This is a genomic window from Thiomonas sp. OC7 (assembly GCF_900634595.1).
GTDB classification, from domain to species: Bacteria; Pseudomonadota; Gammaproteobacteria; order Burkholderiales; family Burkholderiaceae_C; genus Thiomonas; species Thiomonas arsenitoxydans.
Window position 1 is genome coordinate 3,464,937 of the sequence record NZ_LR131953.1, and the last position, 25,639, is coordinate 3,490,575.

The following is a 25,639-nucleotide window of genomic DNA, read 5'->3' on the forward strand; positions in this document are numbered from 1 at the left end:
CCTGGAGACACGATATGCGCCTCATCATTGCCGAAAAACCCTCAGTCGCCCAAGCCATCGCCGGTGTCATCGGTGGGGCCAAGCGCGGCGACGGCTTCATTGACTGCCCGCAGGCCAAGACCCACGTCACCTGGTGCTTCGGCCACCTGCTGGAGCAGGCCAAGCCCGAAGACTATGTTGCGGGCGGCAAGGTGCTGGCGTCGCATCTGCCCGTCATCCCCACGGCCTGGAAGCTGTCGCCGCGCGACGGCGGCGCTGGCAAGCAGATCAAGGTGATCCGCGACCTGCTCAAAGAGGCCACCGAGGTGGTCAACGCTGGCGATGCGGATCGCGAGGGGCAGCTTCTGGTGGACGAGGTGCTACTGTACCTGGGCTGGAAAGGCAAGACGTCGCGTCTGTGGCTGTCCAGCCTGGACGACGAAAGCGTCCAGCGCGCCCTGGTCACCGTCAAGAGCAATGACGCCATGCGTCCGCTCTATGAATCCGCCCTGGCGCGTCAGCGCGCCGACTGGCTCATGGGCATGAACTGCTCCATCGCCTTGAGCCGCAACCTGCAAGCCTGTGGCGTGCAGGGCGCATGGAGTGTCGGCCGGGTGCAGACCCCGACCCTGGCACTGCTGGTCGACCGCAAGCGCGAGATCGACCACTTCAAGGCGCGCGATCACTACCAGGTGGAGGCCGCACTGGATGGCGACACCCGTGCGCTGTGGCAGATCCCTGAGGATTTGCTCATCGATGGCCTGCTCATGGACAAGGCCGCGGCCGAGTCGGTCGCCAAGGCTGTCCAGGGTCAGAAGACGACGGTGGAAAAATTCACCCGCAAGACCGGTGAGCGGGCTGCACCACTGCCGTACACCCTCGGCACCCTGCAGAAGGCGGCCAGCAGTCGCCTGGGCCTGTCTGCCAAGGACACGCTGGCGGCGGCGCAGGAACTCTATGAGGCCAAGGTCGCCACCTACCCTCGCACCGACTGCCCCTACCTGCCGATGGAGATGCATGGTGCAGCGGCAGGCATTCTGAAAGCCATTGGCGGCTCGAACGTTGCGGGGCTCGACCCCGAGCGCAAGCATGCGGCCTGGAACACCGGCAAGGTCGAGGCGCATCACGGCCTCATCCCGACTGGACAAAACCCGGATGCCGCCAGCCTGTCGGCCCATGCCAAACGCGTGTTCGATCTGATCCGCGAGTCTTACATCCGTCTGTTCATGCCGCCCGAGAAATTCGAGGCTCGGGAAGCAATCTTCGTCTTCTCAAGCGGTGAGCGTTTCAAGGCCGCGGCGCGCATCGTGTTGGAGCCGGGCTGGACGAAGCTCGGCGTGCAGGACGAAGGGGAGGGCGAATCAGCCGAAGCGAACGGCAAGCTGCCGATGCTGGCCGAGGGGCAGGTTCTGCGCTGCTCGGCCGCACAGATCCTGTCCAAGCGCACCGCGCCGCCGAAGCCCTACACCGATGGCACGCTCATCGCTGCCATGACGGGCGTGCACAAGCTGGTCACCGACCCGAAGCTCAAGGCGCGACTGAAGGAGTCGTCAGGACTGGGCACCGAGGCGACGCGGGCGTCGATGATCGAGGTGCTCATCACCCGCGAGTACGCCGAGCGCCGCAAGAAGGAAATCCACCCCACCGACCGGGGTGTGCAGCTGATCGACATGCTGCGCAAGGTGGCGCCTGATCTGGCCGATCCAGGCACTACCGCATTGCAGGAGGATGCGCTGGCGGACATCGCGGCAGGGCGTGCAGCGCTGGCCGCGTTCATGCAGGCGCAGGTGGATGCAACGCGGGAGTTTTCGCGGACGCTGCTGGAGGGCAAGCTGACGGACGCGCAGCTGGTCCTACATGCCTGCCCGGCCTGTGGCGGTGCACGCTGCGTGCAGCGCACCAGCAAATCTGGGAGCGCGTACCACCGTTGTCTCGACTGCGAGGTGGCATTCCGGGATGATGGCGGCAAGCCGGGAATGCGGTTCGAGGACAGGCCGGCAGGTGGGGGCGGGCAGAAGACATCGGACGCTGGTGCCACCGGCCCGAAATGCCCGAGCTGCAAGAAGCCGACGTTCAAGAACGAAACCAAGACCGGCAAGGCGTACTACCGGTGCGCCGGATGCAAGGGTGCCTGGTGGCCCGACCGCAAGGATGAAAGCAAACTTGGCACGAAGTGGGCGGACAAGACCTAAAATCAAGACTATGAATCAGGCCCACATCCAAGAGGTCCTGCGGCCTCTTGGACAACTGCGATAGTCGGAGGGCCAAAAGTCATCCGGGGGTTCAACTTCAGCAACCCAACACCGAAGGGTTAGGTTTCAATCAGTACCTTTGCCTTCGCTGCGAGGTCGCTGCAAAACTCGGTGTGTGACCTCACCCAAAGGGCGAAGAATGCGCCTCGAACAATCGCTTCTGGCACGAACCCAATCTTTATTCCAACTTGGTTGAAGAGCAGATGTGGATCGCGGTTTGTTCGAGCGACTTCTTCTATGGAACGTAAAACCTGATCCTGTGCCTCTGGAGCCCGTTGGCACGATACCGTAAGAATCGCAAGATCTTGATCCAGTCGTGCCTTGACGGCTTCAAAGACTGTGAGTTCGGGCTGTGTACCCGGTAAACGAAGAACACCGGCCGCAGCGTCCTCGCGTTGCTGTGAGTCGCCGTCAATGATGCAGAGTGACTCGAAAGTTACAGCTGGATTGGCCTTGTGCCCGCGATGAGTTACGACAGCATTGCCATCGCCATGCACAGCGTGTACTTCGACTTGGTCGTAATCAGCTCCCAGTGTCTCGCGAAGGATTGTGTCAACCCAGGTTTTGGCGAACTCATCTTCCACAAAGACTGCAAGCTTCTTGTCGACACGACCCGACACTGCCCGAAGGGCTTCGACTGAAAGCTTTCCCTGCCGTAGCTTTCCGGCAATGCTTGCCCAAATTGCCTCATTTGGTAAGGGCGAAAGCGCGTAGTCGCTATGGGTAGTGAAGATCGTTTGAATTGACTTTCTTGCTGCCACGTCGATCAAGTACTCGACCATCCGACGTGTTGCGATTGGATGCAGCCCGTTCTCGATCTCTTCAATGAGAATCAAGCTGTTTTGTGGTGCTTGCTCAATTGTGGAGATCATCCGGATGATTGACGACTCGCCGGCGCCAAAGTGGAACTCTGAAAACTGATTGACACATGCGCGACCGACTAGAAATTTGTCGTCAGTTCCGTATCTTGTTACTCGGTAGTCAGCTACCGACTTTCCGAGAATGTGCTCCACCTGCGTTGCAACTGTCGGGTCAAGCGGCTCCAGTGGCGGGCTATGAACGTAAGTGGATCGCATCAACTTCTTGTAGCGAGTCTTTTCGCCCGCCGGAACGGTTCGCTCGATGCCAAAGAACAGGACCTGTCGATCGGCGACATCGGAGCGAACCCATTTTGCTTGTCTAAAGTTTGATGTTCGCTTGACCAGCTGGCGCGCATTGAGCACCTTGTCGATGAGTTCGTACTCGACTCGCCAACCGGACATTGATTCGTCTCCGACCGTGCTCTTTGGAAAGAACATCCCCGGCTTGATCGGTTTGTACGCACAGCCTGCAACGCCTAACACCGAGGACTTGCCGCTGCCGTTTGGTCCGATGAGAGCCGTAACGGGGAAATCGAAGGTAATGTCCTCACCAGTGAAGCCGCGTATCTTCGCGATGCTGGCCTTGAAAAGATACTGTCCATAGTCGTGTCGTCGAACTTTGTCCAGCAATTGGGCCTTCGTCGACTCGCGAATCTCGCTCATTGTCATTGGTGTTTCCCGAAGAATGGTGGAACGCGGAACCGGTGGCTCACTGAACCCTAACGTCTGAATTCGGCGGGCGGGAAAAAGTGCAGAATTTTAACGATCCGCTAGAATGAATTGCTATGCATTGCCATCAGCTTTGTGCTGCCGCTTGCTTTTTAGGTAGTGCTGGGTTCATGAAGTCCCAAGGTGCGGCACTGCCCACATAGAAATCCAACTCTGGAACATAGCTTGATGCGTCATTCAAAGTTCCAGCCTTTATACCCAGCATTTCTGGTATATTACTGAACCGAGAGAACAATTGAGAGCCACAATTAGGGCAGAAACCTCTTTTGTGCATATTACCGCCATCTGCCTGATAATCGAAATATTTTACATCTCCGGAAACAGCGACATCTTGTTTAGGGAAAATCATTGCCGGAATGAATGCGCCGCCTGATGATCTTTGGCAGTCTTTGCAGTGACAATTACCCATAAATACTGGCTCAACGTCCACTGAGTAGCTGATTTTCCCACAAAGACACTGCCCAGAATACTTTGAACTCATAAATGATTCCTAACTGAGGATTGACGCAACGTAATGTATGCTGCGCATTATTCCGGATGATCTGGACGGTTCGTGATATTCTGCCCAAAGAATGCCCCCCATGCGGCTTGTGGAATGGATTGCTGGCGGTCTAGATGGTTAAAAACACTGTTATAAGAGATTCCACAAACCTCGCGCGATGGATATCCACTGCGCTCCAGGTCTGCAATATGGCTGCTGGGGAAGACAATTGACACAGTGCTGGCGGCTCTGTTGCTCAAAAACACCCTCATGTGAGGCTTCGGTCATCTTCTGGCTGTTTCTGAAATCGAGGATAGCGTCAAGTGGGCTTGCAGCGTGCTATGCAGCGTTGATTCGCGCATGGCCTGCACATCGAGCTTCGGTCTGCATAAGCCCTCCCATGCGGCCTCATGCGCAGGCTGCTATGGCTCCACCAACTTCGCGGCACCTGGATCGTAGACGTAATTGGTGATGCTGCCATCCTTGATGCGAGCCACTGCCTCGTCGATCACGAACAGCGGCACGAGAAACCATTCCTCGGGCTGCACGGGGTGGCCGAAGCGGTCGTTGATGGTGATATTCAACCGCGCGGGTGCAAACAGCCTGTGGAACAGGTTCTCCATCCGGGTGCGGTTGATGCCCGCGAGCTTGTAGGTCGCCACCACTTCGACCTTGGCCAGCAGAAAGGTCGCTTCGTTCTCGGCATTGGCGATGCGCGTCTCCACCTTGCCACCGGTCACGCCGATCTTGTGGATGAGGTCACGGTGCTGCGCGACATAGGGATGATTAGACAAGGAGCGCAGGACGTAGATCGTGCCGCTTTCGACATCGTCGGCCTCAAAATCGCCGCCGAAGGCAAGTTGCCCACTCTCGGGTGAGGTCAGCCGCCGTGCGGCGGGGTCGTCGTAGAACGCGCGCTGGAGCGAGCGCAGCAGCAGATTGCTTTCAGTACCGTTGGAGAAGATGACGCGCAGGCGACGGTCGACTTCTCCGGCGGTGGTTTTCAGCGGTTCGCCGACCTCGGCCACAAAAAGCGTGAGGCCATCGAGCACGAAAAAATCCCCCGCCTCGATCGCACGGCGACCCGCCTCGATGGGCTGGGACTGGCGCAGGCCCGTCTTGATTTCCGTCGCTACGCGCTCGAACAACGGTTTGAACGTCTCAAAGTCCTCGCACGGCTTGCGATCCGCGATCTCCTCGGCGGCGCGCTTGTCGGCACTGGTGCGGACATGGCGCAAGACCGTGATGTCGTCCGCGCCGGCAACATCCGCTAGTTCGGCAGCCAGGTCGTCGATGTCGATAGTTTCGTCCGCCGATGCGGCAACGGTAGGCGCCCCCGCAAGCAAACCCTGATGATCCAGCGGTTCCAGCAAGGCGCGGCAGTCCGGGAGCGCGCGCAGGCGGTCCAGGCGCACGGCGTACAGGCGCTCGAAGATGTCGCGGTCTTCACCGTGCTGCGGCGCACGCCCGTGCTTTTCTGTGAAGCGTTGAATGTCCTCGAAACCCGCGATGACGCGCTCCTCGCTGGCCGGTCGTCCGCCCTTCTTCTCAGGCGGAGCGAACTCGGCAAGCTCCGCCGCTAGGTCATCAAGGTCGGAGCTACTCATAGCGCCCTTCCGCTCTGAAGCGCATGAACGCGGCCGCGCCTTCGGCAAGGTGCTTTTCCCAGGCATCCTGTGAGGTCACCGATGGAGCACGCCCACGCTCGCGTTTGAAATCAACCGCGCGCTTGGCGATCACTTTGGCCTCGTCAGGTGTGATTGAGGTGCGCTTGGCCGAGATGGCTGCCGCGACCTGCTTCAAGCTGTCCTCGCTCATGGACTTGGCGAGGATGGCATAGGCTTCGCCGAAGGGATTGATGCGGTCGATCAGGTCGATGTCCAATTCGCGCACGTCCATGGCAAAGCGGCGCACGCCGTCGAGCAGGGCAGTATTGGGCGCCCCGTCGCTGCCTCCCTCGCTTTGGCCTTCGGTGACCAGCCGCTTGGCCTGTTGCGTGAGGTTCAGCGCCGCAATGGCGTGCTGGCGCACGGCTTCCTGATCTTCCGTGTCCAGCTCGGGATACTTGTCCTTGATGATCTTGCCCATGCGAACCTGCGTCAGCTCCTCGGGCACCAGTTCCTCATCAAACAGGCCGCGCTCGAGGCTGGGCTTGTCCTGCACGAAGGCCGCGATGACTTCGTTCAGGTCTTCCTGACAGATACGCGCCGCCTCCTTGCTCTTGGGCTCCGCGAGCCCCTTGATCTCGATTTGGTACGCCCCAGTCTGCTCATTGACACCGACATTGCAGCGGCTGGGGTCGTAGCCAGTCTCGCCGTAGTCAAAACCCGGCGTCGGGCCGCTTTCAGGATGCTTGGGCCTGAACTCGAAGCGCGGCGCAAGCACCTGCTCCATCAGCAGGCTGGCCGCAATGGCCTTCAAAGTATCGTTGACGGCCTCGGTCACCGCTTCCTCGGCGGCATCCGGCTCGGCGATCAGGTTGGTGAACCGTGCGCGGGTTTTGCCGGGCGCGTCGCGGGTGGCTCGGCCGATGATCTGCACGATCTCGGTCAGGCTGGCGCGGTAACCGACGGTCAGCGCATGTTCGCACCAAATCCAGTCGAAGCCTTCCTTCGCCATGCCCAGCGCGATGATGATGTCCACATAGTCCCGGTTGTCCTTCTGCGCCGGGTCTTTGAGCGCGGCCGACACGCGGTCGCGCTTGCTGGCATCGTCATCGACCAGATCGGCGATCCGCAGCACGCGGCCCGCGTCTGCACCACCTGGGGGCCGCTTGACAAGCTGGAAGCCGGTCGCCGGGTCGATGCCTTGCCATTCCCCCAGCGCCTCGATGATGTGCTCCACCTCGCGCATTTTGTCCTTCGTGCTCTCGCGCGAATTGACATTGGGGATGTGGATGATGGTCTTCTCTGCCGGGTCGAGCACCTTGAGGATGTCATCGACATAAGGCCCGCTGTAGAAGAAGTAGCCGATGTCGAGCTGCTTCAAGTGCTCGTAGCCGTTGAGCTGTTCGTAGTAGGTGTAGGTGACAGTCTCAAACTTCGACTCGTCCTGCGGGGCCAGCACGGCTTCGGCGTCGCCCCGGAAGTAGGAGCCGGTCATGGCGACGATGTGCGTCTTGCCCCGCGCGAAGAACTGCCCGAGGTGCAGACCGAGCTTGTTGTCCGGGTTGCTTGAGACATGGTGGAACTCATCGATCGCGATCAGGCGGTCGTCGAATGCCTCCACGCCGTAGGCATCGACCGCGAAGCGGAAAGTGGCATGGGTGCAGACCAGCACCTTGTCGCCACTTTCGAGGAACGCGCCCAGCGCCTTGACCTTGCCGCCGTTATCGTTGCCCGGCGCGTTGCACAGGTTCCACTTGGGCTCGACCTGCCAGTCAGCCCAGAAGCCGTACTTCGACAACGGCTCGTCGTTGAAGCTAGCGCCGATGGCCTTTTCTGGCACGACGATGATGGCCTGCTTGATGCCCTGATTCGCCAGTTTGTCGAGCGCGATGAACATCAGCGCGCGGCTTTTGCCCGATGCGGGCGGCGACTTGATGAGCAGGTATTGCTCGCCCCGCTTCTCATACGCCCGCTCCTGCATCGGGCGCATCCCCAGCGCATTGGCTTTGGTCGATACGCCGCTGCGGGCGTAGGTGACGGAGACGGAGGGGACGGATTTTCCCAGGTTCATTCAATTTTTCTCATCGGTCTTGGCGAACAGCGTCACGCCGGGTAGCCCATCGAAATGCGCATCGCAGGTGATCAGGGTCGCGCTCTGCCTCCGCGCCGTCGCATACACAATGGCATCGGCCGTGGCCAGTTTGTATTCGCGGTGCAGATCGGCCGCGAGCAGCGCGATCACGGTGTCCAGCGGCACAACGACGCATTTCTGCGTATAGGCGATCACCTGGTCGGCCTGCTCCTCGCCGACTTCACGCACCAGCCACTTCGACAGTTCGAGCTGCACGATGGTCGGCACGATGCACTGCTGCCGATCTGGAAACTCCTTTCCCAGCCGCCTGCCCAGCGCGGTATCGGCGAGCCATTCGATCCATGCCGAGGTATCGACCACACACGGCGTTGCCGCCATCAGTAGCGATCCTCGCGATCACGAAAGTCGGTGGTCGCAGCGCCCTTGGCAATGCCGACCAACTCCGCCCGCTCGGGCACCGGCACGACCAGCACGCCCTTGCCCTTGGGAATGAACACGAACTCCTGCCCGGCCTCCCAGTGCTGCTCTTCGCGCACGGCCTTGGGGATGGAAATCTGGAATTTGCTCGACAAGGTGGCTGTCGCGGTCATGGTTCGCACTCCTGTGGAATCGATGCGGATTTGGTAAGAATACCTGAGCCCAGCCCGGGCTGCCAGACAAATCACAGACCAAGTGTTGACTCTGTGGGTTTCGCGTCCGCCTTGCGCTTGCTGCCCTTGCCCGGCGCCGCCGCAGCGGTCATCTTGGTGTAGAGGTCGAACAGTTTTTCCAGCCGCTCGGTGTCGTTCTTGAAGCGACGGCCGATGTAGATGCGCTCCAGCACTTCGTCGTTGCGCTCATGCGCCGCGCGCAGATCGGCGGGCATGGTTTCGGGGTCGTAGAGGTCGGCAATGGTCGCCGGGAAGTGATGCTCCCGCGCCAGCAGGATGTCCTCGGCGCAGCGGGTGAGATCGGCCTTGTTTTTCTCGGACAACTCCGGAAGTGGAAAGGCATTCCAACCAATTGTGTTGGAGTACGAGTAGCGCAATTCAAAGCGCGCGCACACCGCTGAGAGCCATGCAAGATGCATCCGAGACGACGCGATGGCGAAATTCCACAGAGGTGCGTCGTAGATCGCAAAATTGCGATTGGAATGTATGGTCTGTGCGTCAGTGAGACCGACGGTAAAGTAGGCTCGATTTTCCGAAGACACGGCTGGCAGTGCGATCGCATGGGTCGAGGCAATAGCTTGAATCTGCCTGAAGCGATGTGGAAATGCCGCAGCGGGGCGTGTTTCTGCTGCCTTGCTTGAGGCGCGAAATGCTGCCACCTGCACTAAGCGAGCCGCGATAGGCGGAATGAGCAACGCCTCATCTCGGCCGTCGTCATCTATCCAGAGGCAATAGCGATACAGGCCCTGAATCATCTCCTTGGATCCCAGAAAGGTCTTGATGAACTTCCGCGCAGCCGGATACTCGCGGATAAGAGACGCGGCTTCTGACCTTTCGAGAATCAAGTTGCCACCGTCAGTTGGTTTATTGCCCCAGTACATTTTTGACTGTGGACCGAGAGGCGCCGACAGCCCCTTGACAATGATGTTGCGACCGGGTGTGAGATAGGCATTGATACGCTCAACGACCTTGACAATGACAGCACCATGCTCATCCTCGAAGTACAAGCGGCGCAGTCGGTTGGGTTGATTCGAGAGGCCAACAATTACAACGGTCACACCAGCATTGTGGCTGGCCAAGTTAGCCCACTTGAAGGATGTGTGGGCGAAGGCAATCTCATGTCCTGTGGCAAAAACGAGGGGCCACAATATCGAGACCTGCTCACCCTGCGAGATGGAGTTTGTGGCAACAAAGGCAGAAGTTGCGCTGGTCCTTGTGCCGTAGTCAGCAGCCTTCATGAACCAGCTTGCGACGTAGTCAAGCGATTTCCAAGACTTCGTACGCCCTTCAAAGATTGTCCGCAGGTCTGATTTCTGCTCGTCTGACTGCCACGTGAAACCGAGATATGGCGGATTCCCGCAGATGTACGTCTCGCCGCCCTCGTTCTCGAAGTCGATCTCGGCCTGGTCGAGCGGCGTGCCGAACAAGTCATCGGCCTGCACCTTCACGCCGGTGCCAGTTGGCGGGCAAATGCTCAGCCAGTCGAGCCGCAGCGCGTTGCCGCAGGTGATCCAGTTCTCGTTGCGCAGCGGCAGGAACTCGGCCAGGGCCAGCTTCTGCCCCCGGTACAGCACATCGCACTGATACTCGGCAATGACCAGCGCAAGGCGGGCGATTTCCGCCGGGAAGTCGCGCAGCTCGATGCCGCGAAAGTTGGTGACCGGGATGTCCGATGCGCGATCCGGCTCGCCGCGCCGCTGGTTGATTTCGGCCTCGATGGCGCGCATTTCCTTGTAGGCGATGACCAGGAAATTGCCCGAACCGCAGGCCGGGTCGAACACCCGGATCTTGGCGATGCGCTTGCGCAGGTTGAGCAAGGTGCGCGGGTTGTCGCCCGCATCAATCAACTTCGCCCGCAGGTCGTCGAGGAACAGCGGATTCAGCACTTTGAGGATGTTGGGGACGCTGGTGTAGTGCATCCCCAGTTCGCCGCGCTCCTCGTCCTCGGCAACGGCTTGGATCATCGAGCCGAAGATGTCCGGGTTGATCTTGGTCCAGTCGAGGCCACCAACATGCAGCAGGTAGGAGCGGGCGATCTTGCTGAACTTCGGCACATCCATGCTGCCGGAGAACAGACCGCCGTTGACATAGGGGAAGTCGTCGCTGTCGGCCCAGCGGGGAAGATGGGCCGCTGCCCGTTCCTCCCGCGGGGTGTTCATGGCACGGAACAGCGTGCTGATGACCTCGTGCGTGTTAGACGAATCGCGCGCGCTCATCTGCGCGATGGTGTCGGTGAACTTGCCTTTGCCGCCGAAGATGTCGGTGTCCTCGGCAAAGAAGCAGAAGATCAGCCGTGCCATGAAGTGATTCATGTCGTGGCGGCGTTCAGCCTTACCCCAATCGGGGTTGTCTTTCAGCAGTTCGAGGTAGAGGCGATTGAGGCGGCTGGTCGCCCGGATGTCGAAGGCGTTCTCGCTGATCTGGCGGACGGTGCTGATGCCCGCCAGTGGCAGGAAGAAGCCGAAGTGGTCGGGAAAGTCCTTGAAGGCACAGGCGATGGTCTCGCCGCTGGTCAGGTCTTCGGCCTCGAAGTCCGCGCCGTCGGTGGCGAGGATGAACTTCGCTTTGGCCCGGGCGGTCGCCGGGCTGGCCTTGAGCGCGGCCAGCGTCTGCGTCACCCGCCCAGCGTCGCAGGTCAGGATGTGGATGTTGCTGGTCTGGAGGACGCCGCCCAGATCGGACTTGTTCGACGCCCCCGCGCGCAGGCGCTTGAGGGTCGTCGCCTTGTTGCCGAAGGCTTCAAGGAAGGCGTAGGGGAACTCTGCGCGGTCGAAGGGCTGCTCCGCGAGGTCGGTGATGGCTTGTTCGATTTCTACGGCGTTCATGCGGCATCTTGCCTAAGTGACTTTTCCTGCTCGCGTCTGACTGAGGCTCACTGTCCGACGCAGCAATGCGGGTCGCCTGCAAAGCCTTGTCCGAAAAACGCGGAGCCCTCCGCCGTCGACAGGGAATGATTTCCCACTCGGCATGACACAAAAATGTTGCGCCTATTCTAGGGATCGAGCTGCGCTCAGGAGGTCCGATGCTCTGACTTCAGAATGTTGTAAAGCGTTGGGCGCGGCAGGGTGGGGTGGGCTTCGCTCGCCCAACGACATCAATCGAGGCAATCCGATTCACCGCCGTCACCACTTTCACCCCCATCAACCGCGCCCAAGCCCGCGTGCTCGCATCCTGAATGCCGGGTGCTGCGCTCCCTGGCGCAGCCCACCACGCATTGGATTGCGCCAAAATCACCGTAGGGCGCTGCCACAGGGCCTCAAGCCACGTCCAAGGCTGTACCTGCTCCACGCAAATCGCGGCCCATACGCGTTGCCCGTCAAGCGCAAACACGCGCTGCCACCAGGCAGGACGCAAGGTGTGTGGGTTCCAGAGCTGCCAGTCGCCGCCCAGCAGCAGGCCAGCAGCCTGTGCCACGGGAACCGGATCGGCGTCTCCTTGTTTGACCCGCACCACGGCATCGCGCCCATTCGTCTGCACGCCGAGCAGCCAGACCTGCCCGGGCGGCACCGCCGCGGCGAACTGCGACCTGGTGCCGTCGTACCAGTCCGGCAGAACCGCCTCGGGAAACACCACGACCCGCGCGCCGACGCCTTGCCGTAGCCCTGCTTCGATGATGCGCTGGCTGTTCTGAATCGACGCGAGGATATTTCCATCTCCTGGGCGCAGATGCGTCTGCACGCCGACCCAGTTTTGGGGCATGAGTGCGGGCGGGGAAACCACGGCCAGCAGATTCATGACGATACTGCCTGCCAACACACCCACGATGGCGATCCGCGCGCCCGCAAGGCCATTCACTGCCGCAGGCCAGAGTACGACGAGCAGCAGCAGGCCGATCACCCCCACCCATCCGCCACCAGGGAACAGCACACCCGCTGCATTCATCGGGGAGAGCCAGCCGATCACGCCCAGCGGTGGCAGGGCCGTGAGCAGCAGCGCGGCAAGCAACCCGCCGCGTCCAGGTGGCAGAGCCCACGGCAAAGACAACGCCGCGGCTGATGCTGCCCATGCCGCCCAAGCCATCACGGCGTAATGTTCCCCCCAGTAGCCCAACACCGCCGAAACGATGGGCCAGCAGCCCACCGCGTAATAGGCCAGCGCAACGCAGAACCGTCGCCGCGCCGTGCCGCGGCCTGCTATGAGCAAGGGAAGCCCGAGCGATGCAAGCGGCCCAAGGAGGCTGGAACCGCCCGACAGCCAGGCGCTGCCGGCAACAGCCGCGACGGGGATGGGCCATTCACTTGCCAGAACGCGACGCATGGTCAGGAGCCGTCAGCTTCTGAATCATCTGCTGCTGCATCTGAACCGTGGGTGCCAACTGGCGGTTGCCCCACCAGGAACCGACAAAAAAAGCGACCGCGATGACGACGCCCAGGATCGCCATCGACGCCAGTGAAATCGGCTCACGCAAGGCACGCGCTACCGCCTCGCTGACTATCCCCTCATCGATTTTCACAGTGACCGGGCGCGCCGCAGCGATCTGCAAACCCTGCGCCGCACTCAACACCGGCGTCAAATCCGGCGACGGCGTGCCGGCCGTGCCCAACTCCATCACCGCCGCCTTCACCGCCGCCAGCACATCTGCTCTAGGCGTGCTGCGCGCCCAGCCCCAGGCAAACAGCGTGACGTGCGGCGCATTGCTCGGGTCATCTACGGAAAACCCCGCACGCTGCAGGATGCCAAGCAGGGAACGAATCTCCTTCCACTCGTCCTCGGCGGGCAGTCGCCCAAGCACATCCATGAACACCTGTTCCGAATTGCTGTAGGCCATCACACCACCCCCGCCTCGATGGCCTCGATCGGCTCCAGCGCGGCGCCCGCTCGTTTGAGCCAGGACTGCAGCGCCAGGCGATAGCCATAAGGAAGCGGCCGACCGTCAATCCCGGTCGCCAGCACGTCATGGAACGGGCGGCGCCCGATCATCACGGCGAGCTGATCGTTCATCTCCGGCAGTTCAGCTTCGAGCCAGGCGCCTTCGTCCACCAGACGCTGCCGCAGTTCATCCGACTGCCAGAGTAAGAACTTGTCCGCCGAGCCGAAGAACAGGTTCTTCACCACAATCCCCGCCTCATAGCGCGCAGGCATTTGGCGCAGGCGGTAATTGAGCGCCCGGATGCTCTCTTGCGTGCGGCTGAACAGCCAGACCGGAATCGCATTGGCCTCGCGCAGCACCTCACTCACGATGTGGATCGACCCGTCGAACGCCCGTGTACCGATCTGCGCCGGCATATTGATGATGATGCGGTATTCCGCAGTCTGGGCGGCAGCGCTGAGCATGGCCAGCTTCGTGCCCAGATCGATCCAGCCGCTCTCGGTGGAAAGATCGAGCAGCGCCGTGCCGACGATGCCGCCCCCAGGTCGCAGACCGCCTTCGCCGCACACGTCCGGGTTGGAGAGATCGGCGTCATAGACCACCAGACGGGGACGCTGCTCCTCCTCTTGGGACAAGAAGTGATGAACCAGGGCGCGGGCGGCCAGGCTCTTGCCTACGCCGCCTTTGTCGCCGTCGATGATGAACGTCTTGAGCATGATGGAAAACCTTTCTGTAAGGATCGAAAAAAGACCGGGCAGCGCCCCGGCGGCGTCCGGCGGCAGCCGGGGAATCAGGCGTTGTGCTCGCCGATGAACTTGCGCCGCGCCTCGGGCGGACCTTCAATGTTCTTGCGCAGGATGTAGTCCGCCTCGGATTCCTCCGGCAGGCGGTCAGAGCCGTCCGCCCAGGGTGGCAGCTCCAGACCTTCCAGTCCGGGTGCGGCCGACGGGGTGCTTGCTGCGGGCGGTGTTTTCAAGGCGGGTCGCTTGTTTGTGGGAGGGGCCGATGGGGGGCTTGCCTGTGCCGGTTTGGCTTTGGGTGTCGCAGGCGCAACCGACGGTGCACGCAGGTCAAACCGTCCCCGTCGTTTCCGAACCGCGTCCAGAGCATGTCGCAGGTCGTCCGGCGGGATGCTCGGCATGCACTTCTTCAGGTAAGCCAGAATCTCGGCGGGCTTCTCGTCGCTGTCGAACAGGGCAAACAGTTCATCCTCGATCGCCATCAGACTATTGAGCGCGAACTGCCGTGGGTTGCTGGCTTCTTCGGCACGGGCACGCGCCTGTGCGGTCTGTCGCTTCCGCCGTGCGATTTCCCTCAATTCGGCTTGCGTCTGCTCCAGTTGCCGTAGGGCCGTGTCGCGGTCGAATGCATCAGCGTCGTCAGGCGCGTCTGGCCTGTCCTCGTTTTGCATCATCGTGAGTCCTTTTGTGCGCGCCTTTCATCGGCGCCCTACCCGGACTCTGCGAGACGGGGCCAGGGTGCGACAAGGGAACCGCGGAGAACCGTCATCGGCGTCCGCGCTGCGGCGGGAGTTGTCCAAGAGGGTGTCGGGGCGCAGCCCTGACCAAGCGTTTCGTGTGACATGGCGCCGCCAGGCGTCGGCATGCCGCGTCCAGCGGCGTCCGAAATGTCCCACGAAACATTACCTTGCAAGGTTTTTACGCATCGGACGTTTGATCAGCTCCGACACACGCTCGGATCAAATCGCCTCACGCCTGATCAGAGACACGACACGCCTTGGACAGACCGTGCAGTCCCCGCTTCACAGAGTCACGGCATGGACTCTCAAGATCGCAAACCCCACACCGTGCGCGTGCGCCTCACCACCGCACAGCTCAACGACCTGCGCAGCCAGGCACAGGCCGCCCACAAAAGCGTGTCGGAACTCATCCGTCTGCGCGCCACGCTTCAACCCGTGATCAGCCGCGCCGACGACACCACCGCGCAGCGCATCGACCATCTCGGACGCCTGCTCAAACATCTTTACCCCAAAGACAAAGGTTGGGCCACGGGAGACGACCGCCGCCGCTGGTGGCAACTGGTCGAAGAACTCCAGCGCACCGCCGCCATGCTGAGAAGGACGCCCTGATGCTTGCCAAAGTCATCACGCTCAAACCGGGCGCGCCCAGCAAGGGATTCGCTCACGTCATGCGCTACGTCATGCGCGGCAATGAAGAATTGCCGCCTGGACAGACCCTGGACGGCGGCCACTTCAACATCGACGACGATCAGATCTACTGGACGCTTGGCGAACACCGTCTGGCCTACGCCGAAGACCTTGCCGGCGTCTGCGACGGCGTCGTCCGAGACTGCGAACGCAAAGGCCGGTTCAAAGGCAACCCCGTCTATCACGTCGCCATAACCTGGCAGGAGGGCGAACACCCCACGGCGCAGCAGGCCGAACACGCCTGCAAGCACGTCATGGATGCGCTCGGCTTCCGTGCGCACCAGGCCGCCTGGGCCACCCACCGAGATACCGACAACGATCATGTGCACCTGGTCATCAACCGCGTTCATCCCGAAAAACTGATCGCTGTGCAGCCGCCGTTCAAGAAGGACTATTTCATCCTCGACCGCTGCATGCGCGAACTCGAACTCGAATTCGGCTATGCCCGTGCCAATGGCCCCTACATCACCCTGGATACCGACCAGGGGCCGACCATCGTGCGCATGAGCCGTGCGGAACGACGCGCGCGAGGGCTGCTGAAGGAGGAGGGCAAGCCACGTTTGACGCGTGGGGCCGCCGCCGCCGAATACCGTCTCGGCGCCGACTCCTTCCAGTCCTGGGTTGCCGGCCAGCCCGCCCAAGACCTGCGCTCCGCCGTGCAGACCTCTGGCGCCACCTGGGCCGACGCCCATCAGGCCCTGGCGCAGCACGGCGTCACCCTTCAGTCCAAAGGCTCCGGTCTGGTCGTCACCACCCAGCTCGACGATGGCCGCATCCTGGCCGCCAAGGCCTCCCAGCTGGGCCGCTGGGCCAGCAAGGCCGAACTGGAAAAGCGCCTCGGCCCCTTCGTTGCCGCCCTGCAATCTGAAACAGCACCGTCACGCGCCTATGCGGAGTACGTCAAGACAAGCCGCAGCCAAAGCGATAAACCGGACCGCCTGTCCGCAAAAAACTCAACCCGCGACCCCGACCTCCGCGCCCTGCGCAGACAAGCCCGGGCCGACGCCCGCGTCGCACTCGCCGCCCGCTTCGAAGCCGAACAGGCTGCAGGGCGCGCACAGCGACCCCAGCAGCGCGCCGAACTGCGCAGCCAACACCAGCGCGAACGGCAGGAACTCGCCGTGCAAATACGCCATGACCGCAAGGCTTTGACCGCGCAGGCCCGGCAGCAGGGCCAGCCGCAGGCCGTGCTTCAGTCCTTGTGGGCGCTCAAGGCCGCGCAGCAGCGCGAAGCTCTGCAGAAGCGGCAGGCCGCGCAGCGCAAGGCGCTCTCGGCCAAGCTGCCCAAACAGGACGTGTGGCGCAAGTGGCTTGAGCGCGAAGCGGCACAGGGCGACGAGGCGGCGCAGGCCGCGCTGCGAGGTATCCGCTACCGCGAGCAGCGCAACAAGAGCAAGCAGGTGGACGGCATTGAGGGCGAAGAACTCGACCCGCTGCGCAAGCTCACGCTGGCCGGACTGGATGCGCAGATCGACCACAAGCGGCAACTCGTGCTGTACCGTGATGCACAGGGGCGGGACAAGTTCACTGACACCGGCCCGCGTATCGTGATGCACGACAAGAGCGATGACAGTCTGGAAGCCGCCTTGCGTATGGCCTCGCAGAAGTACGGCGGCAAGGTGGACATCACCGGCAGCAGTGAGTTCCGGGAACGGGCGGCGCGGCAGGCGGTGCGGCTGGGCATCGAAGTCGTGGACGCCGACTTGCAGGCCATCGTGCAGGACGAGCAGCAGCGCAGGCAGCGCCCGCCCCAGTTGTCCCCAACGGCTGTGGAGAAGTCGGCCCCCGATGCGGCCAAGTCCTTGAAACCGCAGGACACCGCTGCGCTGCCCGAAATGCGGGCAGTCGATGCGGCGCTGACGGCATGGCAACAGGCCCAGACCGACGCCGCGCGCACCCGCGCTGTGCAGGACTGGATGCACGGCATGGCGCGCGTCGAGAAATTGGGCGGGGATGTCGCCGCAGCGAACGCGCACACCCGCAAGGCGCTGGGCGAGCGCTATGCCGGCTTCATGCGGGAAGTGGGCGGGTTGGCGAGGCAGCGGGACATAGGGCATGACCGGTGAATCGTGATCGTCGCGCAACCACGATTGATCACTGATCAACCGTCGGCTGCATAGTCATTTCTGTACGGGATAACATGCGTTCGTTTCAATCCGCGCCCGGACTGTCCGGGCGAAACAACACGGAAGAGGGTACGCCTCTCCCAAGTTCAATTGCCTCCCTGAAGGGGGGCCAACCGGAGCTTGTTTTCGATGAGGGCGATCAACAGCCATGCGCGAAACGACAGGTTCAGCCTCCTGTTGCATCGAGAGGCAGCGGGGGCAGTCGCTCGCGATGAGGCGTTGTTGGTCCGTGCCGAGGCAATTCTGCGGAGCTGGAAGCAGTCCAACGGCATTAACGCGTGCCGTGACTGGGACGAGTGGTTGTCGTTGATTGCCCGTGGTCCATCTGTGGTCGTGCAGGTCATGGTGTCTGAAGACGAATACGCCACACGTTTGCGGCAAAGCTCTCCCTTTTCCGTGCTGGTTCCGCCTCGCAAGAGGTGGGCGCTCTTGAAGGAAGCGAAACATGAACAGGGAGCAGCTTGAGCACATTCTTCGTGCCGCATCGGCGATCACCAAGCAAGGCCGATTCATCGTCGTCGGCTCCCAATCGATCGTCGGCGCCCTGTCCGACCCGCCCGGGGTCTTGGGGTACTCCGCGGAAGCCGACATCTACCCACTGGATGCGCCCGAACTCGCTGACTTGATCGACGGATCAATCGGAGAAGGATCCCCGTTCCACGAGACGTTTGGATACTACGCACAAGGGGTCGGGCCAGAGACCGCTGTGTTGCCTGACGGGTGGCAATACCGTCTCAATCAGGTGCGCGATCCCATCACGCTTGCAGACGGCTTCTGTTTGGACCCGACAGACATGGCAGTTTCCAAGCTTGTTGCATGGAGAGAGAAGGACAAGGAATTTCTGGGCGTGATGCTGGAGAGCAAACTGATTCATCGCGATGAGCTGGAACGCCGAGCATCGCAGGTTCCTCAGAGCCGACTGTCTGAATACGGGCTCAAGCCCGAAGATTTGACGCGGCGAATCAGCTTGCTCGGGCAGACGATCTCCGAACGTCCACTTCCCGAGCTAGCCAAAGGCAACGAGCCCTCGACCATTGAGGGCATGCGTCGGGCCTTGCCGCTGCGCAAGAAATCCAAGGGATTGGATCGCTGATCAGATCGGCCGCCTCGATCAGAATATGGGTCGTGTCAACACCGCCGCCGCGGTGAAACGCTTCACCCCTTCCGTCCCCACCCCGCAGAGTCAGGGCAGGGCGCCAACGTCTGGTGCCGCAACCCTGGAGCATTCATGGCAACCCCCGGAAAACTCTATGTCGTCTGCTTTGGCGGGAAAGACTATCTCGTGCGCGCGTTCACACAGCGCGGCGCTGCCAAAGGTCTGATCAGATCCCTCACCGAGTCCGCCCTTGAAAACACGCGTCCGGCCAGCCAGGACGACATCCTGGAGTTGGCCGGCAATGGCGTGCGCCCCATCGACGTGACGGTAACCGAGCTCGAGGATCAACCCGGCACCGGGGAGCGAGAGTGAATGCACAGCTCACCCATGCCCGCCAATCCGAAGCCCTGCGCCGGGCGATGGGTACGGAAATCCTTACCCCGCTCGAGGACCCCAAGATTGTCGAAATCATGCTCAACCCGGACGGCACCTTGTGGGTGGATCGACTGGGGGAAGGCATGCAACAGACCGGCCGTATCGACGCCGTGCGGGCGCTGACCATTGTCAACACAGTAGCGGCCATGCTCGATACCGTGGTGACGCCGCAGCAACCCATCCTCGAATGCGAGTTGCCGCTGGACGGCAGTCGCTTTGAAGCCCTGATTCCGCCGCTGGTCGAGCGTGCGAGCTTTGCGATGCGGAAGAAGGCGACGCTGGTCTTTACCCTGGATGACTATGTCGCCAAGGGCATCATGACGCAGGCCCAGCGCCAGGCGCTCGAAGATGCGGTCGCTGGCCGGTTGAACGTGCTGGTTAGCGGCGGCACCGGCACAGGCAAGACCACCTTGGCCAACGCCATCCTCGACGCCGTGGCCCGGCTCGACGGCGAACATCGCATCCTGGTGATCGAAGACACGCGCGAACTGCAGGTCAATGCCGAGAACGTCGTGTTCCTGCGCACCAGCGACAACACCGACATGACCCGGCTGCTGCGCGCCACCATGCGGCTGCGGCCAGACAGAATCGTGGTCGGCGAAGTGCGCGACGGCAGCGCCCTGGCCTTGCTCAAGGCGTGGAACACCGGGCATCCTGGCGGTGTCGGAACTGTGCATGCGAACGACGCCAGCGCGGCGCTGATCCGCATCGGTCAACTCATCCAGGAGGCCGGCGTGCCACCGAACCCCGAACTCATCGCCGAAGCGGTGAATGTGGTCGTCTCGATCAAGCGCACTGCAGATGGCCGCCGGGTAGAAGAAGTGGCTGCAGTGCGTGGCTGGTCGTCCAGCGGCGGGTTCCACGTCGAGCGCCTCGCCTGATGCCACCTTTGCGTATTCCGGCGAGAAACCGCCACCCGTCCTGATCCAAAGCCGCCACTGGTGCCGAGATGTCGGTAGCCCTATGCAACTCACCGTTCATCCGTTAAAACAATCACCGTGGCAACGCGCCATCGCTTTGCAATGTAAACCGAGGTACTGTCGCCTTTGCCTCATACCTTCATCGACGCGATGCCGTTGCGGGCATCCAGCAGGGCGATGCGCGGGCGAAATTTACGCGCTGTGGTATCGGCCATCGGGCTATAGGTGCAGATGATGAGCAGGTCACCTATGGCGGCATGGCGCGCGGCTGATCCATTCAAGGTTATGTTGCCGCTGCCTTTTGGCTCTGCTATGGCATAGGTGCTCAGACGCGCTCCGTTGGTCACGTTGTAAATCTCGATCTGCTCGCCGGCAATGATGTCGCAGGCATCAAGCAGCGCCTGGTCGATGCCGCAAGAGCCTTCGTAATGCAAGTCTGCGCCGGTGAGTGTGGCGCGATGAATCTTGGCTCGCAGCATCACACGGGCGGGTGCGGAGTTTGACGGCGTGGTGTCTGGCATGTTGGCGGGTGGGCAAAGTTGCGGGCGGCAAGTGCTATCGAGGTGACGCATCAAACTGACATCGTAGAACGCTTTAAAAGTCACGCTCGGCCATCACCCAGGTCGACCACTTTGGCTGCGAACTGCTTTGCTGAAACGATGCCTGCTCACCGACGGCCAGTAGCCAAACGGGGGTGACGTGATAGGCGACCTGCGGCATTACCGAGCCTTCCATGCCGCGTCTGCCGTCATCCAGGATCAATTGATTGTCCACCTCGACCTCCAACTGGGCGGCGTAAGCGGTACTGATTGATCTGCCCAGGCTGGTGTTGACAAACCAGCCGCTGGAGATCCCCAAGCCGATCCGCTGGGTATAGCCCGCCTCGCCCTGGGTGAACCAGGGATACCAGAGTTGCGCCCACATCACCTGCGCGGACACTGCATTGCCTTGGCCCGGCAGCACTGAGCGGCGCGGATCGGCCCAGTATTGTCCTTCAATCTCGAACGTGAGCAGCGTGGCCATGCCCCGACCCATATTGCACGTATGCAGGGTTGCCAACTTGAGCCCGGCCGCGGCAGGGCCGAAGGTTGCAGGGGCGCTTCCAATGGGAGTGTTCGCGGTGTAGGTCGGCAGATCGAGTTCCATGCCGACATGATCGTTCAGCTTCGCTTCGACCTCGGGTGCCAGCGTCAGTGAGCCGGGTTGCGCGTTCGTGACCTGTGAGAACAGATAGCCGGCGTTTTCCAGCCAAGGCTCTTCGATGCCGATGGCCTTGGTGATGTAGTCGTCCACATCACAGTTCCATTCCTGTGCGGATGCCTGCTGAGCCCAGCCCAAACCGATCAGGGTGAAGAGAAAAATGACGCGAAAATACCTATTGCACATGGAACAGACTCCAAAAATAAGAATCATTCTTATTGTTATTGTCTGTGGTGTCAATTTTTGGCTTTGCACCTGCCTAAAACATTCGGACTTGCGTTCGAACATTCCATGCCTATGTTTGTACCGCCGCTTCGCTGTTCACTTCAACTCGGGCCGGGGTCGTCCCGCGCTCTCGCCCCGATTGGTGGCTGGGCTGGCCGAGCCGCTGGAGCAGGTGGGTGTCCTCGCCGACGTCCAGCCGGAGATCGCCGTCGTCGACAAGGGCTACCGCGGCGTCGAGATCGACGGGGTGCGCATCCTGCTCTCCGGACAGAAGCGCGGACTGACGCGAACCCTGCACGCGATGCTCAAGCGGCGCAGCGCCATCGAGCCGAGCATCGGCCACATGAAGGCCGACGGGCGCCTGGGCCGCAATCCGCTCAAAGGCGTTCTCGGCGATGCGCTGCATGCGGTACTGTGCGGCGCTGGGCACAACATTGGCCTGCTGCTGAAGAAGCTGCGGCTTCTTTGTGCCCAAATCTTGGCCTCATTGCAGGACTGGTTGGTGGCGTCCGCCGCCGCACCGGTCATTCAAACGCCACGGGTCGTCTGACGGTCGCATTGTTCAGGACGGATTCTGTACCCTGGGATGGACTACAGTACGCGGTTTTCTTGAGCGCTGTCTCTTTTGGCTCTGCCGGATCCGGGTCGCCACGACCGCCATGACGGCTGGCGCATGGCAGTGCGCGACCTCCTTACTACTGCTGAATGTCCGTGGATCTTGCCCATCGAAGTCTTCGTGCTGTCTGGCATCCCTGCACGCAGATGCAGCGTGCTGCGCAATATCCTCCGCTTGGAATCCTGAGTGGCCAGGGCCCCTGGCTGTTTGACGAATCTGGTCACCGTTACTTCGATGCAAACAGTTCCTGGTGGGTCAATCTGTTCGGTCATGCCGACGCAAGGATCAACGCAGCGCTCAAGGACCAACTCGACCGACTGCCGCACGTCATGCTGGCAGGCTGCACACACGCGCCTGCCGTTGAACTTGCTGAACGCCTGTCGACGCTGACAGGTGGCGTGCTGGGCCACTGCTTCTTCGGTAGTGACGGCGCGTCAGCAGTAGAAATTGCGTTGAAGATGAGTTTTCATTTCTGGCGCAATAGCGGCCACCCCGCGAAGCAGGAGTTCGTTTGTTTGCGCCAGAGCTACCACGGCGAAACACTGGGGGCGCTGGCCGTTACCGATGTGGCTGTGTTTCGCGATGTCTACGACCCATTGCTTATGCGTGCCCATCAAGTCATGTCGCCGGATGCGCGACAGGCAGCGCCAGGCGAGTCGCCTACCGACGTGGCGCTGCGTGCTGCGCAGGAATTGAAGATCCTCTTGGAAACACGCCACAACCGGATTGCTGCCCTAATCCTGGAGCCTCTGGTACAAGGCGCCACCGGCATGGCAATGCACGATCCAGCCTACCTTCGCGCTGCGCGCGCGCTGTGTGACGAGTATCAGGTGCACCTGATCGCTGATGAAATTGCGGTGGGATACGGGCGGACCGGGACGTTTTTCGCGTTTGAGCAGGCCGCATTGCCGGGCGACATGCCCATTTGGCCCGACTTGCTGTGCTTGTCCAAGGGCATTAGCGGTGGCTACCTGCCTCTGTCTCTGGTGCTCTCGCGAGATGCTGTCTATGGCGCGTTTCTCGACGACGATGTGGCGCGCGGTTTCTTGCATTCGCACTCCTATACGGGCAACGCCCTGGCGTGTCGGGCAGCGCTGGCAGTGCTTGACCGCTTCGAAGAAGACCAAGTGCTGCAGGCCAATCGCCAGCGTGCCACCATACTCTCGGACGCCCTGACACCGCTTCGTGACGATCCACGCATCCAACATTTTCGTCAAACCGGGATGATCTGGGCGTTTGACGTGCGCGAGGCTTTCGCCGGGTCGCGATTTGCTGAGCGCTTCCACCTGGCAGGCCGCGCTCGAGAACTGCTGATCCGGCCGATCGGTCGCACCGTCTACCTGATGCCGCCCTATCTCCTTGACGCCAGTATGTCGGCCTGGCTGGCAAAGCAGGTAAGCAGCACGCTGGACGACGTTCTTCAAGGACCCCTTCTCGATGTTGATCGACCATCTGAACCAGCAACTGCATGACCGTGTTTCACGCGGGCTGCGCCGCCAGCGCCGAACGGCGGAAACGCCCTGCGAGCCCCGGCAGCAAGTCAGTGTTGGGCATCGAACAGATGGCACTAACGCGCGGGAGTTGCTGGGATTCTGTAGCAATGACTACCTTGGACTAGCAAATCATCCAGTGCTGATTGAATCGTTGGCCGAGGGTGCACGCCTTTTTGGTGCAGGCAGCGGCGCCTCTCACTTGGTCAGCGGTCATTCGCGCGCGCATGCTGCGCTCGAGGATGACCTCGCAGCCTGGTTAGCACCGCATATCCCGGGAGCGCGCGCCCTGACGTTCTGCACGGGCTACATGGCGAACCTGGCATTGCTCACCGCGCTAGCAGATGCGCAGACCACCATCTTCTCCGACAAGCTGAATCATGCTTCCCTGATCGATGGTGCGCTGCTGTCGAAAGCGCCTTTGCGTCGTTTCGCGCACCGTGACCTCACAGTCCTCTCGCAACAACTCGAAGCATGTCGCACCCCCATCAAACTGATCGTCACGGATGCGGTCTTCAGCATGGACGGTGATGTGGCCGATCTACCGGGGATGTTGACGTTAGCTGAGCAACACGACGCTTATCTGATTGTGGACGATGCGCACGGTTTTGGCGTATTGGGTCCTTATGGTCAAGGTACTCTCGCGCACTTCGACCTCTACAGCGAACGCATCATCTACATGGGGACTATGGGAAAGGCCGCGGGTATGGGGGGTGCTTTTGTCGCTGCGCATCCCACCATCATCAATTGGCTCATACAAGCGGCACGCACCTATATCTACAGCACGGCGACGCCTCCGGCTCTTGCGCATGCGTTGCGCGAGAGCCTGCGGCTGATCCGTAGTGAGGAAGGGGAAAAACGCCGTGCGCATCTGCAGCAGCGCATCGCGCAATTGCGTGTTGCGCTGTCCGCGTTGATCGAAGGGCACTCTGAGCTCGGCTGGAAGTTGGGCGTCTCAGAAACCGCAATCCAGCCACTGATCGTAGGCGACAACGCTGCGGCGCTTTCGCTGGCCGCTGCTCTCGACGCGAAGAGCCTGTGGGTGCCGGCGATCCGTCCGCCCACCGTACCTGTCGGCACGGCTCGGCTTCGCATCACGCTCAGGGCAACGCATAGTGTGGATGACGTGCAGTGCCTGATTACGGGTTTGAGTCAAGCGGCGAAGGCGTTGGCATGATGCGTTCGCCACCATTGCGAGGCTGCTTCGTCACTGGAACCGACACCGAGGTCGGCAAAACCTGTGTCAGCACAGCGTTGCTGCATTGGTGCGCCCAGCAGGGCTGGCGCAGTGCCGGCCTCAAGCCGGTGGCAGCGGGGACCGAGCTGATCAACGGAGCGCACATCAACGCAGATGTGCGTGCACTGCGCGAAGCCAGCTCGATCCCGTTGACCGACGACGAGGTCGGTCCGTATCAGTTCGAGTCGGCGTGTGCACCGCAGGTTGCGGCCTCAATGGAGGGCCGCGCCATTGAGCGCACGGTGATTTTGCGAGCAGCGAACGATTTAGCAGCGCGTGCCGAGGTATTGATTGTGGAGGGTGTCGGGGGATTCAGGGTACCGCTCGGACCGGATTGGGATACTGCCGACTTGGCCGTGGAACTTGGTCTGCCCGTGATCCTGGTGGTGGGCCTACGCCTAGGCTGCATCAACCACGCACTGCTTACTGCCGACGTGGTGCGCTCGCGCGGCCTTCGACTGGCTGGCTGGGTCGGCAATGCTATCGACCCCGCCATGCTCTGGGCTGATGCCACCATTGCCAGCCTGCGCGAGCGCCTGTGGCAGCAGCATCAAGCGAACTGCGTCGGCATCGTGCCGTGGCTGGGCGATCTCAGTGCCGCCGCTGTAGTGGCCCACCTGAGCGACGCTGAATTGCAACGGGTGTTCCCTATCTGAACCGACTGCCC

22 protein-coding genes and 1 pseudogene are annotated in these 25,639 nt (G+C 61.6%); 10 read left to right on the forward strand and 13 right to left on the reverse strand.

Annotated elements, in window-relative coordinates; all coding sequences use genetic code 11:
- The first annotated feature begins 14 nt into the window (after positions 1-14).
- On the forward strand, positions 15-2,171 hold the full coding sequence (locus BIO17B3_RS16640; protein ID WP_156054857.1) for a DNA topoisomerase 3: 2,157 nt from the start codon (positions 15-17) through the stop codon (positions 2,169-2,171).
- A 119-nt stretch (positions 2,172-2,290) separates the two neighbouring features.
- Here the strand turns inward: BIO17B3_RS16640 and BIO17B3_RS16645 are convergent, their stop codons facing one another.
- The 11 genes from BIO17B3_RS16645 to BIO17B3_RS16695 form a co-directional block, all read right to left on the reverse strand.
- Positions 2,291-3,760, reverse strand: coding sequence for an ATP-dependent endonuclease (locus BIO17B3_RS16645; RefSeq protein WP_156054858.1), 1,470 nt, complete (start codon positions 3,758-3,760; stop codon positions 2,291-2,293).
- A gap of 127 nt (positions 3,761-3,887) precedes the next feature.
- Complete coding sequence (locus BIO17B3_RS16650) at positions 3,888-4,301, reverse strand: GFA family protein (protein ID WP_156054859.1); 414 nt, start codon at positions 4,299-4,301, stop codon at positions 3,888-3,890.
- A 422-nt stretch (positions 4,302-4,723) separates the two neighbouring features.
- Positions 4,724-5,908 (reverse strand): GIY-YIG nuclease family protein, encoded by a 1,185-nt coding sequence (locus BIO17B3_RS16655; RefSeq protein ID WP_156054860.1) that lies wholly within the window; start codon positions 5,906-5,908, stop codon positions 4,724-4,726.
- The gene (locus BIO17B3_RS16660; protein ID WP_156054861.1) at positions 5,901-7,979 is read right to left on the reverse strand and encodes a DEAD/DEAH box helicase; all 2,079 of its coding nucleotides are present in this window, start codon (positions 7,977-7,979) and stop codon (positions 5,901-5,903) included. The genes BIO17B3_RS16655 and BIO17B3_RS16660 overlap by 8 nt, the downstream gene beginning before the upstream one ends.
- Positions 7,980-8,378: a type II toxin-antitoxin system VapC family toxin gene (locus tag BIO17B3_RS16665; protein ID WP_156054862.1), complete on the reverse strand. Its 399-nt coding sequence runs from the start codon at positions 8,376-8,378 to the stop codon at positions 7,980-7,982.
- Positions 8,378-8,590, reverse strand: coding sequence for an AbrB/MazE/SpoVT family DNA-binding domain-containing protein (locus BIO17B3_RS16670; RefSeq protein WP_156054863.1), 213 nt, complete (start codon positions 8,588-8,590; stop codon positions 8,378-8,380). Before BIO17B3_RS16670 ends, BIO17B3_RS16665 begins: the two co-directional genes overlap by 1 nt.
- A 71-nt stretch (positions 8,591-8,661) precedes the next feature.
- Positions 8,662-11,475 (reverse strand): DNA methyltransferase, encoded by a 2,814-nt coding sequence (locus BIO17B3_RS16675; RefSeq protein ID WP_156054864.1) that lies wholly within the window; start codon positions 11,473-11,475, stop codon positions 8,662-8,664.
- Between the two features lie 208 nt (positions 11,476-11,683).
- Positions 11,684-12,907, reverse strand: a complete 1,224-nt coding sequence (locus BIO17B3_RS16680) for a conjugal transfer protein TraB (RefSeq protein ID WP_197737910.1) — start codon at positions 12,905-12,907, stop codon at positions 11,684-11,686.
- Entirely contained in the window at positions 12,885-13,418 is a 534-nt protein-coding gene (locus BIO17B3_RS16685; protein WP_156054865.1) for a hypothetical protein, read from the reverse strand. The genes BIO17B3_RS16680 and BIO17B3_RS16685 overlap by 23 nt, the downstream gene beginning before the upstream one ends.
- Positions 13,418-14,176: a hypothetical protein gene (locus BIO17B3_RS16690; protein ID WP_156054866.1), complete on the reverse strand. Its 759-nt coding sequence runs from the start codon at positions 14,174-14,176 to the stop codon at positions 13,418-13,420. The genes BIO17B3_RS16685 and BIO17B3_RS16690 overlap by 1 nt, the downstream gene beginning before the upstream one ends.
- Positions 14,177-14,250: 74 nt before the next feature.
- Positions 14,251-14,874, reverse strand: coding sequence for a hypothetical protein (locus BIO17B3_RS16695; RefSeq protein ID WP_156054867.1), 624 nt, complete (start codon positions 14,872-14,874; stop codon positions 14,251-14,253).
- Between the two features lie 363 nt (positions 14,875-15,237).
- Here BIO17B3_RS16695 and BIO17B3_RS16700 point away from each other — a divergent pair, with 363 nt between their 5' ends.
- The 5 genes from BIO17B3_RS16700 (at position 15,238) to trbB (ending at position 20,165) form a co-directional block, all read left to right on the forward strand.
- On the forward strand, positions 15,238-15,549 hold the full coding sequence (locus BIO17B3_RS16700; RefSeq protein ID WP_156054868.1) for a Mobilization protein mobB: 312 nt from the start codon (positions 15,238-15,240) through the stop codon (positions 15,547-15,549).
- Positions 15,549-17,693 (forward strand): TraI/MobA(P) family conjugative relaxase, encoded by a 2,145-nt coding sequence (gene traI / locus BIO17B3_RS16705; RefSeq protein WP_156054869.1) that lies wholly within the window; start codon positions 15,549-15,551, stop codon positions 17,691-17,693. Before BIO17B3_RS16700 ends, traI begins: the two co-directional genes overlap by 1 nt.
- Before the next feature lie 505 nt (positions 17,694-18,198).
- Positions 18,199-18,846, forward strand: coding sequence for a DUF6036 family nucleotidyltransferase (locus BIO17B3_RS16715; RefSeq protein ID WP_156054870.1), 648 nt, complete (start codon positions 18,199-18,201; stop codon positions 18,844-18,846).
- A gap of 135 nt (positions 18,847-18,981) precedes the next feature.
- Positions 18,982-19,221, forward strand: a complete 240-nt coding sequence (locus BIO17B3_RS16720; RefSeq protein WP_156054871.1) for a hypothetical protein — start codon at positions 18,982-18,984, stop codon at positions 19,219-19,221.
- Positions 19,218-20,165 (forward strand): P-type conjugative transfer ATPase TrbB, encoded by a 948-nt coding sequence (gene trbB, locus BIO17B3_RS16725; protein ID WP_156054872.1) that lies wholly within the window; start codon positions 19,218-19,220, stop codon positions 20,163-20,165. The genes BIO17B3_RS16720 and trbB overlap by 4 nt, the downstream gene beginning before the upstream one ends.
- Before the next feature lie 170 nt (positions 20,166-20,335).
- Here the strand turns inward: trbB and panD are convergent, their stop codons facing one another.
- On the reverse strand, positions 20,336-20,683 hold the full coding sequence (gene panD / locus BIO17B3_RS16730) for an aspartate 1-decarboxylase (protein ID WP_013106289.1): 348 nt from the start codon (positions 20,681-20,683) through the stop codon (positions 20,336-20,338).
- Positions 20,684-20,798: 115 nt separating this feature from the next.
- Positions 20,799-21,590, reverse strand: coding sequence for a hypothetical protein (locus BIO17B3_RS16735; protein ID WP_232054325.1), 792 nt, complete (start codon positions 21,588-21,590; stop codon positions 20,799-20,801).
- Positions 21,591-21,780: 190 nt separating this feature from the next.
- Here BIO17B3_RS16735 and BIO17B3_RS16740 point away from each other — a divergent pair.
- From BIO17B3_RS16740 to bioD, 4 genes and pseudogenes are all read left to right on the forward strand, one after another.
- Positions 21,781-22,179: pseudogene (locus tag BIO17B3_RS16740) on the forward strand (IS5/IS1182 family transposase); the annotation flags it as partial.
- A 155-nt stretch (positions 22,180-22,334) separates the two neighbouring features.
- Entirely contained in the window at positions 22,335-23,717 is a 1,383-nt protein-coding gene (bioA, locus tag BIO17B3_RS16745; RefSeq protein WP_156054874.1) for an adenosylmethionine--8-amino-7-oxononanoate transaminase, read from the forward strand.
- Positions 23,683-24,912, forward strand: coding sequence for an 8-amino-7-oxononanoate synthase (gene bioF / locus BIO17B3_RS16750; protein WP_156054875.1), 1,230 nt, complete (start codon positions 23,683-23,685; stop codon positions 24,910-24,912). Before bioA ends, bioF begins: the two co-directional genes overlap by 35 nt.
- Positions 24,909-25,628 carry a dethiobiotin synthase gene (bioD, locus tag BIO17B3_RS16755; protein WP_156054876.1) on the forward strand — a complete coding sequence of 240 codons (720 nt, stop codon included), beginning with the start codon at positions 24,909-24,911 and terminating at the stop codon, positions 25,626-25,628. Before bioF ends, bioD begins: the two co-directional genes overlap by 4 nt.
- The last annotated feature ends 11 nt before the right edge of the window (positions 25,629-25,639 follow it).

Excerpts from the sequence above, each read along its gene's own strand:
- BIO17B3_RS16645 (WP_156054858.1), bottom strand. The coding sequence starts at position 3,760 with ATGACAATGAGCGAGATTCGCGAGTCGACGAAGGCCCAATTGCTGGAC.
- BIO17B3_RS16715 (WP_156054870.1), top strand. The coding sequence starts at position 18,199 with ATGAACAGGGAGCAGCTTGAGCACATTCTTCGTGCCGCATCGGCGATC.
- BIO17B3_RS16720 (WP_156054871.1), top strand. The coding sequence starts at position 18,982 with ATGGCAACCCCCGGAAAACTCTATGTCGTCTGCTTTGGCGGGAAAGAC.
- BIO17B3_RS16675 (WP_156054864.1), bottom strand. The coding sequence starts at position 11,475 with ATGAACGCCGTAGAAATCGAACAAGCCATCACCGACCTCGCGGAGCAG.
- panD (WP_013106289.1), bottom strand. The coding sequence starts at position 20,683 with ATGCTGCGAGCCAAGATTCATCGCGCCACACTCACCGGCGCAGACTTG.
- BIO17B3_RS16690 (WP_156054866.1), bottom strand. The coding sequence starts at position 14,176 with ATGCTCAAGACGTTCATCATCGACGGCGACAAAGGCGGCGTAGGCAAG.
- BIO17B3_RS16650 (WP_156054859.1), bottom strand. The coding sequence starts at position 4,301 with ATGAGTTCAAAGTATTCTGGGCAGTGTCTTTGTGGGAAAATCAGCTAC.
- BIO17B3_RS16670 (WP_156054863.1), bottom strand. The coding sequence starts at position 8,590 with ATGACCGCGACAGCCACCTTGTCGAGCAAATTCCAGATTTCCATCCCC.
- BIO17B3_RS16700 (WP_156054868.1), top strand. The coding sequence starts at position 15,238 with ATGGACTCTCAAGATCGCAAACCCCACACCGTGCGCGTGCGCCTCACC.
- BIO17B3_RS16680 (WP_197737910.1), bottom strand. The coding sequence starts at position 12,907 with ATGCGTCGCGTTCTGGCAAGTGAATGGCCCATCCCCGTCGCGGCTGTT.
- BIO17B3_RS16735 (WP_232054325.1), bottom strand. The coding sequence starts at position 21,590 with ATGTGCAATAGGTATTTTCGCGTCATTTTTCTCTTCACCCTGATCGGT.
- BIO17B3_RS16665 (WP_156054862.1), bottom strand. The coding sequence starts at position 8,378 with ATGGCGGCAACGCCGTGTGTGGTCGATACCTCGGCATGGATCGAATGG.
- traI (WP_156054869.1), top strand. The coding sequence starts at position 15,549 with ATGCTTGCCAAAGTCATCACGCTCAAACCGGGCGCGCCCAGCAAGGGA.
- BIO17B3_RS16655 (WP_156054860.1), bottom strand. The coding sequence starts at position 5,908 with ATGAGTAGCTCCGACCTTGATGACCTAGCGGCGGAGCTTGCCGAGTTC.
- BIO17B3_RS16660 (WP_156054861.1), bottom strand. The coding sequence starts at position 7,979 with ATGAACCTGGGAAAATCCGTCCCCTCCGTCTCCGTCACCTACGCCCGC.
- BIO17B3_RS16685 (WP_156054865.1), bottom strand. The coding sequence starts at position 13,418 with ATGGCCTACAGCAATTCGGAACAGGTGTTCATGGATGTGCTTGGGCGA.
- BIO17B3_RS16695 (WP_156054867.1), bottom strand. The coding sequence starts at position 14,874 with ATGATGCAAAACGAGGACAGGCCAGACGCGCCTGACGACGCTGATGCA.
- bioF (WP_156054875.1), top strand. The coding sequence starts at position 23,683 with ATGTTGATCGACCATCTGAACCAGCAACTGCATGACCGTGTTTCACGC.
- bioA (WP_156054874.1), top strand. The coding sequence starts at position 22,335 with ATGTCCGTGGATCTTGCCCATCGAAGTCTTCGTGCTGTCTGGCATCCC.
- BIO17B3_RS16640 (WP_156054857.1), top strand. The coding sequence starts at position 15 with ATGCGCCTCATCATTGCCGAAAAACCCTCAGTCGCCCAAGCCATCGCC.
- bioD (WP_156054876.1), top strand. The coding sequence starts at position 24,909 with ATGATGCGTTCGCCACCATTGCGAGGCTGCTTCGTCACTGGAACCGAC.